This is a genomic window from Peribacillus sp. V2I11, from assembly GCF_030817135.1.
Taxonomy (GTDB): Bacteria; Bacillota; Bacilli; order Bacillales; family DSM-1321; genus Peribacillus; species Peribacillus simplex.
The window spans coordinates 2609550-2625274 of sequence record NZ_JAUSYW010000001.1 but is presented as its reverse complement, the minus strand read 5'-3'; the positions used below and the strand labels follow the sequence as shown (position 1 = coordinate 2625274).

Here is a 15725-nt window from a genome sequence, read left to right as displayed (position 1 = left end):
CTAGTTTCTATTTAATATGTCTATTCTCTATAATTTATAAATGGTAGGGAATTTGTATAAATACCAAAGTGCCTGCCCCCGGTTGTGAATCGATCGTCATTTCACCTTCCAGCAGCTCGACTCTTTCTCTCATTCCTACCAACCCAAATGAACCTTCTTTTTGAATCGAAGAGTCAAACCCCTTTCCATCATCTTTCACGACGACGGTCACCATCTCCTTGGAAATGGACAGTTTAACTTGAATCTGTTTTGGGTCAGCATGCTTTAATGAATTTTGTACAGCCTCTTGAACCAGCCTGAATAAAGCGACCTCCATATCGGAAGGAAGCCTTTTGACCTGTCCAAGGTTGACGAAATTCAGATTCACACCATTATTATAGTCTTCGGTCGTTTGCAGGTACTTTCTGAGGGTTGGAACAAGGCCTAAATCATCAAGCGCCATAGGGCGAAGGTCATAGATGATTCTGCGCACTTCATATAAAGCATTCCTTACCATGACCTTTAAACTCCGGATTTCCACTAACGCTTCATCAGGACCTCTCTCCCGTTGCACTCGTTCTATCAGGTCTGAGCGCATCATGACGTTTGCCAGCATTTGCGCCGGACCATCATGAATTTCCCGTGAGAGCTTTTTACGTTCCTGCTCCTGGGCTTCGATTATTTTCAGGCCGAAGTCCTGTTTGCGTTTCGCTTCTTGAAGGGCTTCCCCCACAAATTTAAGATCCTGTGTCAAATAATTCTGCACTACCGATATTTGCGAGACGAGATGCACCGCTTTATCGATCGTCTGCTGTAAACCCCTTAACCTCAACTCAAGCTCATCCCGGCGATTACGGAGCTCTTTCTCCAATTGCCGGTTAATTTGTAAATCGACTTGCAGCTTATGTGCCCTTTCATAAGCATCGCGCACCTGTTCTTCAGAAAAATGGTTGAAGTGCATACTGACTTCTGAAAGCCTTTTTCGAGCAAACCTGGCTTTTGAATCCAGTGCATCGCTGTCGGTTATCACAATGGCAACCCTGATTTTCACATCATCAAGCTCTTTTGATAATGACTCGAAATCCTTTCGGCATTGTTCGCCGATATCAAAGACTTATCAAAGACTCATCTTACTTTCACTCACAGTGCTCACCATTGTTTCTAAGATCTTGTCCAATGCTTTAGCATCAACCTTTTTTATGGACATTAAGATCCCTCCACTTAAATCAATAGACTTAAACAATTTATTGTCTTAAAGACTATGTATATGGAAAAAAGTTCTTTCCCTTTTTCATGAATGGTTAAATTTCAGGAAACTTTTGTATGAAGTAACCTTCATGAACATATTGTACCAAAAAAAGATTAAAAATACGTTAATTTCCTTTTGTGATTTCCATAAAATGTACATATTTACTATACATCTCATATTCCCGGCCATTAAGTCTGCCTATTAAGGCAGAAAGCCTTTTCTATTATCCTAATGCAAAATATCCTTTTCAACCAAATGGGGATATTCCGCTCCATTGATTATCATATGAAACAGATGCATTTATTAAATGGCAAAATCCTTGAAATGAGAGGACACGTTAAGGTAAAGCCAGGATAATGACACAGAACTCAAGTTTTTCCTACAATGTTATTCTTTTAAGCATAATGACCAGCTAATAACAATAACAGGCAATGAAATTAATTATAACACGTACAGCTTTATCTTATATTAAAGTTTCTTTACACATGCGGTATGTAAATGAATCGTCATTGCCACTTTTTCCGCAAAGCCTTATAATAAATCAACTAATAGGAAGTACGAAGGTGGAATAGTAATGCTCACTCAATATTTAACGGTGGCAGGTCGCGGCGAACATGAAATCGTCATTGAAAAATCCCGTTTTATTTCCCACATCGCCCGGGTTGAAACCGAAGATGCCGCACAGGCCTTTATCCAGGAAATCAAGAAAAAGCATAAAGATGCTACACATAATTGTTCAGCCTATATGATCGGGGAACAAAATCAAATCCAAAAAGCCCTCGACGATGGGGAACCGAGCGGAACGGCAGGCGTCCCTATCCTAGAAGTGCTTAAGAAAAAAGAACTGAAAGACACCGCTGTTGTGGTCACACGGTATTTTGGCGGAATCAAACTTGGTGCTGGCGGTCTCATTCGCGCATACAGCAAAGCGACTTCAGAAGGAATAAATACCACTGGTGTGGTCATCAGAAAACTAATGCGGGTCATTTCGACAACCGTCGACTATACCTGGCTTGGAAAATTGGAAAACGAATTGCGATCTTCCATTTATCAAATAAAGGAAATTCAGTACCTTGATCAGGTCAATATCCTTGTATATGTTGAGGAAACGCAAAAAGAGACATATACCGCTTGGATTACAGAGCTGACAAATGGTCAAGGCCACATCACTGAGGAAGAAATGCTTTATTTGGAAGAGGAATTCGCCTGATATACTCCTGCATATTTTTCCTTTTTTATGCTGTAATATAATTGAAAAGAAATATTTATTTTACGAAATTATTAAATCATTGTAAAATTAGGTGTAATATATGACGAAATATAAACTGCAGGATTCGAAAAATAGCGATATATGTCTGATGTTCGTTATTTAAAAGGAGAAGAAAAAGATGTCTACTACTAGGCGTGTTTATAAAATTAAAAAAACAAAGAAAAAAAGGCGAAACCGGCTTTGGTTATTGCTTGTTCCCCTGCTGGTACTTGGTCTGGGAGCTTCTACGTATGCAGCAACCCTGTATATGAAAGCCCAGAATGTATTCAGTGATTCTTATGACCCTGTGGAAGCATCAGCAAAGCGAAATGCAGCGATCGACCCGCTCGAAGATAATTTCTCGATCCTTTTCATAGGGATCGATGATAGTAAGGACCGTGACTTAAAAGGAAATTCCCGATCGGATGCTTTAATTCTGGCCACATTCAATAAAGATCAAAAATCTATAAAACTATTAAGCATTCCACGTGATTCCTATGTGTACGTGCCAGCCAAAGGCGTAACCACGAAAATCAACGCGGCCCACGCAGCCGGCGGACCAAAGGCGACGATGGACACCGTAGAGGAGTTATTCGATATCCCTGTCGATTATTATGTTCGCATGAACTTTAATGCTTTCATCGATGTCGTAGATTCATTGGATGGTATCGAAGTCGACGTCCCTTATGAAATAAATGAAATCGATTCACATGACAAAAAGAATGCCATCCATCTCGAAGAAGGATTACAGACCGTTGATGGTGAAGAAGCATTAGCGTTTGCACGGACACGTAAAAAGGACAGTGATATCCAACGCGGTGAGCGTCAGCAGGAAGTCCTAAAAGCCATCATTGCCAAAGCGACCTCTGCCGGATCACTGACGAAATATACAGACGTAATGGAAGCTGTCGGTGACAATATGACAACGAACCTTAAATTCTCGCAAATGAGAGGTTTCATAAAATATGTAACTACCGATAAAGGACTCAATCTTGAAACCATCAAACTTGAAGGTCAGGATTCTACCATTAACGGGACCTATTATTATCAGCTGAACGATACATCAGTAGCGAACACTAAGCTATTGCTTCAATCCCACTTGAACCTGGGACCGAATGAAGGCAATCAAACCGAAGCCGCTCAATCACAAACACAAGAATAAAGTGAAACCCCCACTCACTCATGAGTGGGGTTTCCTTTTTTTGAAGCGTTCGCCTGCATATAGCTTAACTTATATGAAATGACATGCTTCGCAGACAGCCTTAAATGATCCACACTCAATACAGCAAAAAAGCCACCAACCGTTTCTTTAAACGGTTGGTGGCTTTTCATTCACTAGCAAAATTAGCTAATCTAGTAATCTATTTCCAAAACATCATGGCTTGTTTTTAAAGTTGAGCATCTTAAGCAACGGCTGGTAGTTTGAATTGACCAAACCAATTTTCTCCACAAAAATCTCTATGATCAGCAGGAGTCCCGTCACAAGGATCAAAGCTCCCCACATCGTTGCAAATGAAAAGATTATCGCCGCTAAGCCAAAGCAAGCAGCTAAAGCGTAAATGAGCAAGACAGTCTGCTTATGAGTGAAGCCCAAGTTTATCAAACAGTGATGTAAATGGGATTTATCAGCAGCCGAGATCGGCTGTTTATTGACGACCCTGCGGATAATCGCGAAAAATGTATCCGAAATGGGAACACCCAAAATGATGATCGGTACGATCAATGAAATCATCGTAACGTTTTTAAACCCTAGCAGGGACAGAACGGCAATGATGTAACCTAAGAATAATGCACCTGTATCTCCCATGAAAATCTTTGCCGGATGAAAGTTATATTTCAAAAAGCCAAGAGTGCTTCCAATCACGATCAATGCGACCATAGCAACAAATAGGTCCCCTTTAATAAGGGCCATTGTAGCAATTGTCACTAAAGCGATCGTTGAGACACCGCCTGCAAGGCCATCCAGTCCGTCTATCAGGTTGATTGCATTAATGATGCTGACGATCCACAAAATTGTGATCGGTATACTTAAAACACCGAATTCAAGTGTATCGGTAAAGAACGGCAAATTGATGAATTCCACTTCAAGACCGCCCCATAATACGATGATGAGGGCCGCCAAAACCTGGCCCAGGAATTTGGGTGCAGCTCTTAATTCAAAAATATCATCAGCCATCCCGATCAAAATGATGACAAGGGCTCCCACCAGAAGGGGCAACTGCCCCCGAAAGTCATTCATGAAAAGTAAGAAGGTAATGAAAAAACTCAAAAATATAGCTAAACCGCCCATGCGCGGCATAATTTTACTATGCACTTTTCGCTCATTCGGTTTATCGGTAGCTCCTAATTTAAAGGCCAGCTTTCCGACAAAAGGAGTCAAAAAAATGGATAATAAAAAGGATACCAACAAGGCCCCTATTAACATCAAGAACCACCTCAATTCCACTAAAAATCTAATACCCGTAACGATCTATTTGAAAACCTATATATAAATGCTTATTTTAATTTTTCATCCTCAAATAAACATTATATACGTTTTCGGCTAAAATCTCTATAGAAAAGTTGTTTTTTGCAAATTTTTGTAAATCCGACCCTATCTTTGTCAGGTCCTCGGATTTTTTTAATTCTATGGCATTGCAGATGGCCAATTTCAGCTGTTCGACATTGCCGATATCCGTAATCCAGCCCTTGCTCCGATCGGGAATCAATTCCTGTACACCGCCGACATCACTTGTGATTGCCGGAAGCCCCGATCTTGCCCCTTCAAGTAAAACCAGTGGAAAACTTTCGCTTAAGGAAGTCAATAATGTGATATCCCCCAACGGGTAGATTCGATCTAAATCTTCACGATACCCTAAAAAGTACACGTGATCGGATAACCCCTTTTTCGAGACCATCTCTTCCAGAGCGGTTCTCCTGCTCCCGTCCCCTGCAAGCAACAGCTTTACATGGGGGAATTCCGATACCACTTCACTTAATGCCGCTAAAGCAAATTCATGACCTTTCACCGGCTCAAGCCTTGCAGGCATGATGACGATGAAATCGTCTTTCCCAAACCCGAAATCTTCTCTTTGAAGCGGGAAAGGCAATTCCTTTTCAAAGTCAATTCCGTTCAGGATCTTTGTTATTTTGGACGAATGGATTCCTTGGTCAATCAAGTCCTGCCTAAAGCGGTCGGAAACTGCCAATATATGATCGGCATATTGAAATGACCTTACATGAAGGCCCGTAAACAATTTTCCTTTTACACCCTGCCCCAAAAAGTCATGATGAGGTGAACTATGAACAGTAAGAAGCCAAGGGCATTTAACGAGGCGCTTTATGAAGGCACCATATATATTCGCCCGCGGACCATGTGTATGGATGATGTCTATATTATTTAGACGGATAAAGTCCCTTAAAGGTTTCAAAATTGAAAGGTCATATTTGGAATGCTGCTTGAAAAGTTCGGTTTGTATCCCGGAGGATATGGCCCGCCGGTAAAGTTCACCATCTTCAAATAAACCAAGCAAACACTCTTCTTTATTCAATTGGTTCAGTAAGGACATAATATGAAACATACCGCCGCCAGTTTCATTACCAGCGTTTAAGTGCAAGATTCTCATCCAGTCCACTCCTTATGTTCAGGAACGCTGTACCGTTTTCCTTAACCGCCTAACCTTTAATACGAATCTTGGCAGAGCAAGCATCCGTTTCCACCGTGAAGGTTGCTGGATCAATCGGTACAACCATTCAAGACGCATCTTTTGCCAGAAAACCGGGGCGCGGTTCACCTTTCCCGCAAGGACATCAAAGCTTCCCCCAACTCCCATGAATAACCCCCTTACTGAATAACGCATAGTGCTTGGAAACCCATTTTTCCTGCCTAGGGAACCCTAATGCAGTCAATATGATGTCAGGTTCAAGTTCCGCTATCGACTTAGGCAGGGTATCATCCTTGATATCGATGTAACCATGGTTGTATCCCACCAACTCGAGTCCAGGGTATGATTCTTTTACCTTCAGGGCCGCTGCTTCAATCACGTTTTCCTCCGCTCCAAGCAGGTATACTTTCAGCGCCTTTTCATCAGCGACCCGAAATAATTCATTCATCAAGTCGAATCCTGTAATCCGCTCTTGTAAAGGTTGATTTAGCCATTTAGAGGCCATAATAATACCAACGCCATCCGGAGTGATGTAATCAGCCGATATAATGATGTCTTTATAATCCTGATGTTCATTTGCATACTCAACTATTTCAGGATTTGCCGTAACGATAAACGTTTTTTCCTGATTCATCAATCTTGGATAGACCATTCCATTCATGAATTCATCCATATTGCTATCAATGAATGGTATGGATAGTATCTCAACAAACTTTTCTGTCATTTCACTTCAGCCTTTCATATGTACTATACATCTAAAGGGTGGGGTATTATTCAAGAAATTTTTTCATACACATCATAGAACGTGATTTTTGATTCAAAGGTGGTTAATCAATTGAAGTTTATAGAAAAACAATCGCTACCCATTCTATTTCTGTGCCTGCTCGTCCCATTGGCAGTGCCTCACCCTATCGCCGGTTACATGGCAACGGCGTTGATGCTCGTTTTTATCGGTATAAATAAAAAAAACCTGTTATTAATTCTATTCATTTATTTCCCTGCCCGTCCCTTATTGATGGAACTGAATAGCGGCTTAACCTATACAGGTGACCTGATCATCCTCACCTTATTCATTTCTTCGCTTATTGAAAGATTCAAAAAGGACGAATGGCAATTGTCGAAATATCATTTTACTGCGCCCTTTTGGTTGTTTTGTTTAATTGGTGCCGGGGCTGCACTCATAAACGGAGTGGGAATCCTCCCCATCCTATTTGAACTCCGTGCATTGCTTATTACATTCTTGCTTCTTTACATTATCGGTGAATTAAATCTAGAAAGAAAGGATATCTTTCGCTTTTTGAAGGTAATCCTAATATTTACAATCTTACTTTGCCTGCATGGCATAGTGGAGAAAATCTTTTCACGTACGATCCTGCTTCCCCAGGCATGGGAAATGTGGAATGTTTCTCCAACAAACCGGATGAGGATTTATGGAGCACCTGCCAATCCCAATGTATTTGCCTTATTCTTAAGCATCCAGTTATTCCTTAGTTTCTTTCTATTTCAGTCGCTGAAAAAATATAAATGGATCGTCTTTCTGGCAGCCATCCTGCTTTCCGGAACGTTACTGCTTACCTATTCTCGGGGCACGATGATTGCATTCGGGTTCGCGGCGCTTGTCTTTATAATATGGACTAGAAATAAACCATTTCTCAAATATGCTGCAGGAGCATTTTGCCTCGGCCTGCTTCTTATTTATTACCCAGTTTTATTTGCATCAAGTAAAGTGGAGGTATCTGCATCGATTCCCATGGAAAATGTGGTAATTGGCAGCACCCCCTCGTCTGAAAACGAAAATGCGCTCTCCAATCGTTTTTCAGAAATGTTCTCTGATAAGACTCTGCACCAGAGTACAGAATGGGGCCGGTTATATGTCCTAATCAAAGGAATTGAAATTTTCAAAGATCACCCAATAATCGGTACAGGGCTAGCGACCTTCGGAGATTCAGCCACACTTTCCTTTTCCTCACCAATTTATCGGGAATACCAAATTGGAGAAAGGATGTATACCGATAATCAATATATCCAGATTCTGGTCCAAACTGGTGTACTGGGCTTTCTTGCCGTTCTTTCATTCATCTTTTTTTCTTGCCGTAAAATCCTTAAATCGGGAAATGGCACTTTGGCAGCGTTCGCCATCTGCCTGATGTTGGCCGCATTATTAGCAGGACTTTTCTACAACATTCTCGAAGATAAAACGTTTACGCTGTTATTTTATAGTTGTTTGGGATTCTGTTTACAGAAGGACATCAATTTAAAGGATTGAAAATATGCCTACTCTTTCACATGTCATTAAATCGGTAGGGCTCGTCACTATTATTGCGGCCATTGGAAAAGTCCTCGGATTCGGGCGGGAATCGATAATAGCCGCCTATTTCGGGGCATCATCAATGGCAGATGTTTTTTTCGTGGCAAGCCTCATACCAACCATTCTTTTTACGGCTCTCGGCAGCGGTCTTCAGGCCGGCGTTATTCCTATTTATTTGGAAAAGAAGGCGGATAACCCGTTGAAAGCTGATGAGTTCATCAGTGTTTTAGGTTCATTTTTTATGCTGGTAGCCGGAGTCATGACCATTGCCTGCATGGTTTTCATAAAGCCGCTCGTCATGTTGACAGCCCCGGGTTTCTCTGATTCAGAGCTTGCCCTGACTGAGTCACTGACCCGGATCATGCTGCCAAGTTTACTATTTTTCACGCTTTCTTACATGGCGACAGGGATCCTCAATGCGAATAAGCGTTTTATTCTGCCGGCACTCACTTCAACTGCACAAAACACGGTCATTATTGCAGCCACCGTATTGTTCGCTGCTCCGTTTGGGATTGAAGGGCTGGCTTGGGGGTTTGTGTTCGGTGCAGCAAGCCAGTTCCTTATCCAATACCCATCACTGAAGAAATACGGAATCCGGCCCATCGTCTCTTTCCTGCCTCATAAACGGCAGATCGTACAAACACTGTTCACCTTTTATCCAATCATTATCGCCGCTTTGGCGATCCAGTTGAATAGTGTCGTCGATCGAATCATTGCGACTTCACTCGAAACCGGAAGCGTATCGGCCCTGAACTATGCTAATCGCCTGCTGTGGCTGCCATTAAGCATTGTCCTCACGCCGCTGATTACCGTATTGTACCCTTCAATCGTCGAGCGTGCGCTTATAGGCTATCAATCTTTCCTTAATTTGACCTTAAAGGGGTTGAAATCGCTATTATTTTTAGCGATTCCGTTCATGGTCGTCATGTTAATCAGCGGAAAAAGCTTAATCACTCTGGCTTTCCAACGCGGGGCTTTCGATGCTTCAGCAACCGAAATGACTTATAGGGCATTCATCTTTTATTCAGCTTGCCTCCCGTTCTTTGCACTGAGGGATTATCTGATGAACTCCTTCTACGCCTTGAAGAAAACGAAAGTGGCCATGTATTCCTGCCTGATTGGCGTATTGCTTAACGTCCTGCTTAGCTGGGTCTTATCACGTTATCTTGGCGTAGGTGGAATCGCTTTAGCATCGGGGATTTCCATGCTCCTGCAATCTCTCTACCTTTTCGTCTATCTATGGCTGAAGACAGCAAGAGAGGACAAGGCCGCTTTCAGGGATGTTTTTCAGGAAAGCAGCAAGCTGGTCATCATCGGAACCATCATTTACGGACTCACTCTCTGGATCCATCCGCTTACTCTAAAATTGCCCATCTTCATGGAATTAGTGATCATCTCGCTGCTGGTATTCGGATTATATCTCGCATTATCCATTCTTTTTAAAGCAAGCAGCCTGCAAGCGATGAAAAGGATCAAATCATCAAAGTAATACATTAGAAGAAGGAGTGCCATTATGGAAATTTTAATCACAACGATTTTCAGCTACCCTCATGAAGGGGGGCTATCGAGCCATATCACTACGTTAAAAAAGGGTTTAATGTCGCGGGGCCATAATGTGGACATATTATCTTTCTCTCAATTACCACCTTTCAAGAGGAAGATGCTCGCCCAGGCTCCAGGATTTTTATTAAATAAAGTAAAACAGGGGAGCGGCCAGCTTTTCAATGACCGACAACGCCAAAAATTATTGGCTTCATCTATTAAAGCCTTGAAAAAGAACTATGATGTCATTAATGCTCAAGACATTTTCGCAACGCTCGCCTCCATCGAATCCGGGATACCAACTGTGCAAACCGTCCATGGGTATTATTCATTCGAGGCAGTCAGCAGGGGTGCCCTTCTTCCGGATAGTGAAGAAGATTTGATCATTCGCGAGCTAGAAAGAAAAGCTTATCAGACTGCTGCAAAAGTTGTGACGGTCGATCAAAGGATCAAAGACTATATAAATCACTTGGCACATATAGAGGCGGATACGATCAAGAACTTCATTGACGTGTCTGCTTTCAAACCGGAAATGGCAAAGCGGGAGCAAACTCGCCGGGACTTTCAAATACCCCTACATAAAAAGATGCTTTTCGTTCCGAGAAGAATGACGGAAAAGAACGGTGTCATCTACCCGCTCCTTGCTCTGCCGGAGGTACTGGAAAACCATCCTGAAACGGTATTGGTATATGCAGGTACAGGAGAACAGCGAAGCCGGCTTGAGGACACCGCAGCCAGGCTCAAAATATCAGATTCCGTGCTTTTCCTTGGTTCAGTGCCCTTCGAGAAAATGCATAACCTCTATGAAGCATCGGACATCGTACTCATCCCAAGCGTTCATTCCCACGGGGTGGAAGAAGCTACTTCCATTTCTGCATTAGAAGCGATGAGTTGCCGCTCACCCGTCATTGCAAGCGCGATTGGAGGTTTAAAGGAGATTCTCATTGATGGTGAAGATGGTCTGTTAGTAGAGGAAAAAAATAAAAAAGCACTTGCACAAGCCATCTCCATTTTGCTTAAAGACACTAAATATGCAACAAAGTTAGCTGCGAAAGCAAGATATAAAATGGAAAGCGAATACTCCCATCTTACCGCTGCCGAACGGTTTGAGAAAGCTTATGATGAAGTGCTTAACTAAAAAAAGCAGACCCGAAGCTTGGGTCTGCTTTTCACTATCATACCAGTGCTGAACTACGCCTTTTCATTTGATCTTCACGGTATTTTTTCTGTTCTTGTTTAGACATGGCGTTATATTCTTTTAAGAATGCTTCATATTGCGGCATTACTTCGTTCATGGCCCCGTATGCCTTTAACTCTCCATATTCAAGCCATAAAGCCTTTTGGCAAAACTTCTTCATCTGACCGATTGAATGGCTGACAAAGAACATCGTTTTGCCCTTCGCCTTAAATTCGTTCATCTTCTCTAAACATTTTTCAGCAAAGTTTTTATCCCCGACAGATAAGGCTTCATCAATAATCAGGATATCTGGATCGATATGCACGGAAATGGAAAAACCAAGCCTGGATTTCATACCGCTTGAGTAGGATTTCACCGGTTGGTCAATGAACTTACCAAGTTCTGAAAACTCAATGATCTCAGGCTCAAGTTCTTTAATCCGATTTTTATCGAATCCAAGCATCAGCATTTTCAGCTCGATGTTTTCCCTGCCCGTCAACTGATTATTCAGACCCGATGAAACGGCAATCAAAGCCGTTTTCCCGTTAGTTTGGACATTTCCGTCCGTAGGCGGGATAATGCCTGCAATAATATTGGACAATGTGGATTTACCAGATCCGTTGACCCCGACAAATCCTATTACATCGCCCTTTTCTGCTTCAAAACTTACATTCCTAAGAGCAAAATACTCTTCCCCATAGCTTTTGGGCAAAAGGAGATCCAATAATTTTTCCGAGTTTTTATTATATAATTTATATTTTTTCGTTATATCTTTGACTATTACCGATTTTTCCAACTTTTCTCACTTCCAGTTTACTTAAAGTCAACAAAGCGATCTCTAAACCTGACATGCAGCGAGGAACCTATCAAAAACAAGATGATAATGGCTGCCCAGAAATAAAGGGTATATTCCCAATGCTCTATCAGATACCATGATTCCCCCAACAATGAAGCTCGATACCCATCCACGATATAATATAGTGGATTCAGCTTCATGATATTGACTATGATAGGGTGCTCCTTAGCATCCAATACCCAAAGGATTGGTGTTAAATAAAACAAGACTTTCATTAAGGACACGATTATATTATGAACGTCACGAATAATGGTTGATAATGTTGAAGAGATTAAGCCAAATGAAAATAACAGCGCAACCGTCGCGGCAACATAATACGGAAGTTGTATGATATAAACGGTTGGGAGGTATCCAGTAAAACTTAATAGGATGATGATGACTCCCAGCAGCATGAGATGCTGATACAACTTAGCAAAGATGACATACGAAGGAATGACACTCATCGGAAAGCTCATCTTGGATACCATATTCAGTCGGGAATAGACGGATTTGGACGTTTGGGTCATTGAAGGATTCACAAAAAACCAGACAACGATCCCTGCCATCAGCCATGGAAGGAAATTTTCACCGCGATTTAAGATTATAAATCCGAATACAAACCAATAAATCGCAATCTGTATCATCGGATTGATGATTTCCCATAGGATTCCCAGGTAGTTATTGCTGTTGGCACTTTTCATCTCATAAACAGATAAACGCCTTACCAAATAAAAATTATTGATTTGTTCTTTTAAAACGGTCAAAGCTGAACTCATAAATTAACAGACCTTCCTAAAAACACTTTTTCTACGACACGGCGTGAAGCCTGGCCATCCTCGAGTGAACAAAACCGCTCGTGAAAATGATTGATATCATTGGTATTTTCATATTTCATCGTCTTGATACTATCAATGACCGCATCTGATGTTTTTACTAACAAACCAGGTGCATTCTTTTCAAAGTCAAAGTAAAACCCGCGAAGCTTGTCCCTGTAATTTTCAATATCATATACATAGAAAAGCATCGGACGCTGTAAATTTGCGTAATCAAAGAATACGGATGAATAATCAGTTATTAATAAATCCGAAATAAGATACAAATGACTGATATCTTCGTAACTGGATAAATCATAGGCGAATCCTTGATACGCCGATAAATCCAAGTTCTCAGAAACCAAATAATGAAGACGGAGCAAAATGACATACTCCTCCCCCAATTCCTGTTTCATGCGATCCAGATCCAATTTTATTTCAAACTTATATTTTCCTTTGCTATAAAACTCATCGTCCCTCCAAGTTGGGGCATATAAAATGATCCTTTTCTCTATTGGTATACCCAACTTCTGTTTCAATGAGTCGATTGTATCACGATTATTCCCATTGTAAAGTATATCATTACGGGGATAACCGGTTTCCAGAATTTTAGAAGTATCGACATTAAAGGCACGGGCAAAAATTTCACTTGAATAAGCGTTCGGTGAAATTAAATAATCCCATTTACTTGATTCGGCATGGAAATTCTCTTTATATTTATCCGTCGTTGTTCCAGGCATATGAACTTCATTCATATCCGCTGCAAGTTTCTTTAATGGAGTACCATGCCACGTTTGCAAATAGATCGTGTGCTTCGGCTTCGGGATCCAAAGCGGGAGCCTGCTGTTCGTTACCCAATAATGGGCTCTTGTCATTTTGAGCAGCCAACTAAATGAAAAACGATTGAGATATGGGATGCCTGCCTCTTCGAAATGAGCTGTATATCTTTTATCTACGCTCCAATACATTTTATATTCAGGATGGTGACTCTGCAAGTATTCATAAATAGCCCGGGGATTGCAGCTATACTGCTTGCCCAAAAAGCTCTCAAAAATAACAAGCTTCCGGTCCACTGGCAATACTGTGCCCGCCAATGCAAAAGCCATTTTATACCCTCTTAAAATAATTGCTTTAGCCTTATTTTTAACTAGCGATAGAAAGGAAGGTCTCTTTGAGGTTTGTATTTTTTCATTTGACATATCCGATCTCCCTTTTTATTGATTATTGATATTGGAACCATGCTAATAAATCGAATTAAAAATAAGCTCGCCCAATAGAAGGGAGAGCTTATTTTTGGTGTACTTCTAACAGCTACTCCAAAGACTTTATTGCCAGTCCCAAATTATTTGCCACTGTTGTATAAAACTCCACATTTTTCTTATTATACGTCATCTTATTTTTCAGGATCCTTTTAATATTCACCAATTGATAATCATTGTAGCGAATGAACACCGTAAATAATGACTTTTCCATTTTATCAATTTCATCTAATGAAACAGTGAAATGGCCTCTATTGCCTTCTATTTGAACTCCGCAATTGATTTCATTGTCAATTCTTGTTCTATCACGTATCAATACAGAATCTATGTTGTTTATATCATCACCATAAATCTCAAAACTTTGGTGGTAGACATTATCCATGATATAAGAATCCAGTGCACGGGCAAGCATCGGTATCCTTACGTAGCGATATTCTTCCTCCAGAAATGGAAGTTCATAATAAGGTAAGCCATCTTTTATATGGTATTTTTTATTGGAATCTCTCTTTAACCATTCAAACAACTTTACGAAATCATCAATACGATCCTCCATGAATAATTCAAGTGCCAATTTATAAATAGGTACTTTAAATTCATTCTTGAAGTCATATGACAAGTTTTTCGCAGTTTCGACAGCTTCCCCTAATATTTCAATAAAATCTTCTTTATTCTTGGATTTCACAAAGGTTTGACTGTCGAACGTTTTTAAAATATCGTACTCATAAACCCGGTTAAGAGCCACCCTTTTGAATTCAATTGCAATATCTTTGGATTGGATATACTTTATTATTTCAACATCCGCTTTTCTTTTGTCCAACACATTCGTAACACGTGTTAAAGAAGCGGAGTTTTCCGACGTTCTATTGACATAATAAATAGGTTTTGTAGTAGTTGATACTGCTCTGACTTTAAAGAAAACATCTGTAAAAAACCATTTATCTTCACCGAATTTCATATTTGGAAAACCAATATCATTTTCTTTAACCATAGGCAGACTCATCATCCTGGCCGTTGGACCCATATGATAAAAAAAGTGCGGAACATCCAAAGGGGTGATGCTTCTTCTTTCTTTAATGGAAGCAAACTCACCGATAACACTCTCTGACTCAGATTCGACTTTTACCGTTTTGCCAACTACATAATCATCACCGGTTTCCTCCAGGATGTTATAGAGGCTTTCCAGTCCATCATGGGCAAGCCAGTCATCCGCGTCTAAAAAAGTTATATATTTGGATGTTCCCAATTCTATTCCAATGTTTCTGGGGGTCCCAGGTGACCCATTATTTTCTTGAAGGGTAACAGAACAGATATTTTTATATTTAGCTGTATACTCTTGAATGATTTTATTGGTGCCATCAGTCGAACAATCATCAATGATGATATATTCAATCTGATCTATGCCCAGGGTTTGATTTATTACTGATTCAATCGTTTTTCTGATGAATTTTTCAGCATTGTATACAGCAGTGACTACAGTGACTTTTTTTCCTTTTCCTAAAAATTTATTTCTTAAGCTTACAGGATTATTTTTTATTGGAATATTACCGCTCTTTAAAAGTTCCCTCGCCTTTTGACGTACCAAGAAATTCATACGATCCCTCTCCTTTTATGACTAGAGGTAACATAGATGTTTCGACCAGGCAGCCAGTTCACCAGTTACTTAAAGGCAAC

General features: G+C 40.7%; 10 protein-coding genes and 3 pseudogenes. 5 read left to right on the top strand and 8 right to left on the bottom strand.

Annotated features, from left to right (window positions below):
- Window positions 1-34: 34 nt before the first annotated feature.
- Window positions 35-1186, bottom strand: a pseudogene (locus QFZ73_RS12625) (sensor histidine kinase).
- Between the two features lie 616 nt (window positions 1187-1802).
- On the opposite strand from QFZ73_RS12625, the gene QFZ73_RS12620 reads away from it, so the two are divergent.
- Both QFZ73_RS12620 and QFZ73_RS12615 read left to right on the top strand, forming a co-directional pair.
- Window positions 1803-2438 carry a YigZ family protein gene (locus QFZ73_RS12620; RefSeq protein ID WP_063235703.1) on the top strand — a complete coding sequence of 212 codons (636 nt, stop codon included), beginning with the start codon at window positions 1803-1805 and terminating at the stop codon, window positions 2436-2438.
- Window positions 2439-2616: 178 nt separating this feature from the next.
- Complete coding sequence (locus QFZ73_RS12615; RefSeq protein ID WP_251426780.1) at window positions 2617-3639, top strand: LCP family protein; 1023 nt, start codon at window positions 2617-2619, stop codon at window positions 3637-3639.
- Window positions 3640-3852: 213 nt separating this feature from the next.
- Here the strand turns inward: QFZ73_RS12615 and QFZ73_RS12610 are convergent, their stop codons facing one another.
- The 3 genes and pseudogenes from QFZ73_RS12610 to QFZ73_RS12600 form a co-directional block, all read right to left on the bottom strand.
- Window positions 3853-4902: a glycosyltransferase family 4 protein gene (locus tag QFZ73_RS12610; protein WP_251426783.1), complete on the bottom strand. Its 1050-nt coding sequence runs from the start codon at window positions 4900-4902 to the stop codon at window positions 3853-3855.
- 76 nt (window positions 4903-4978) lie between these two features.
- Window positions 4979-6082: a glycosyltransferase family 4 protein gene (locus tag QFZ73_RS12605; RefSeq protein ID WP_307266534.1), complete on the bottom strand. Its 1104-nt coding sequence runs from the start codon at window positions 6080-6082 to the stop codon at window positions 4979-4981.
- A gap of 123 nt (window positions 6083-6205) precedes the next feature.
- A pseudogene (locus tag QFZ73_RS12600) lies at window positions 6206-6626 on the bottom strand (WecB/TagA/CpsF family glycosyltransferase); the annotation flags it as partial.
- Between the two features lie 330 nt (window positions 6627-6956).
- Between QFZ73_RS12600 and QFZ73_RS12595 the strand changes: the two are divergent.
- From QFZ73_RS12595 to QFZ73_RS12585, 3 genes are read left to right on the top strand one after another with little or no spacing between them, the layout of a single operon-like run.
- Window positions 6957-8387, top strand: a complete 1431-nt coding sequence (locus QFZ73_RS12595) for an O-antigen ligase family protein (RefSeq protein ID WP_307266531.1) — start codon at window positions 6957-6959, stop codon at window positions 8385-8387.
- Between the two features lie 4 nt (window positions 8388-8391).
- Window positions 8392-9918 carry a murein biosynthesis integral membrane protein MurJ gene (gene murJ, locus QFZ73_RS12590; protein ID WP_307266528.1) on the top strand — a complete coding sequence of 509 codons (1527 nt, stop codon included), beginning with the start codon at window positions 8392-8394 and terminating at the stop codon, window positions 9916-9918.
- Between the two features lie 24 nt (window positions 9919-9942).
- Entirely contained in the window at window positions 9943-11109 is a 1167-nt protein-coding gene (locus QFZ73_RS12585) for a glycosyltransferase family 4 protein (protein ID WP_251426797.1), read from the top strand.
- A gap of 37 nt (window positions 11110-11146) precedes the next feature.
- Here QFZ73_RS12585 and tagH read toward each other — a convergent pair whose 3' ends face one another.
- From tagH to QFZ73_RS12565, 4 genes and pseudogenes are all read right to left on the bottom strand, one after another.
- Window positions 11147-11944: a teichoic acids export ABC transporter ATP-binding subunit TagH gene (gene tagH / locus QFZ73_RS12580; protein ID WP_251426800.1), complete on the bottom strand. Its 798-nt coding sequence runs from the start codon at window positions 11942-11944 to the stop codon at window positions 11147-11149.
- A 17-nt stretch (window positions 11945-11961) separates the two neighbouring features.
- The gene (locus tag QFZ73_RS12575; RefSeq protein WP_251426803.1) at window positions 11962-12759 is read right to left on the bottom strand and encodes an ABC transporter permease; all 798 of its coding nucleotides are present in this window, start codon (window positions 12757-12759) and stop codon (window positions 11962-11964) included.
- Window positions 12756-13967: pseudogene (locus tag QFZ73_RS12570) on the bottom strand (CDP-glycerol glycerophosphotransferase family protein); the annotation flags it as partial. The pseudogene QFZ73_RS12570 and the gene QFZ73_RS12575, both read right to left, overlap by 4 nt.
- Before the next feature lie 139 nt (window positions 13968-14106).
- Window positions 14107-15645, bottom strand: a complete 1539-nt coding sequence (locus tag QFZ73_RS12565; RefSeq protein ID WP_307266521.1) for a glycosyltransferase family 2 protein — start codon at window positions 15643-15645, stop codon at window positions 14107-14109.
- Window positions 15646-15725: the final 80 nt, after the last annotated feature.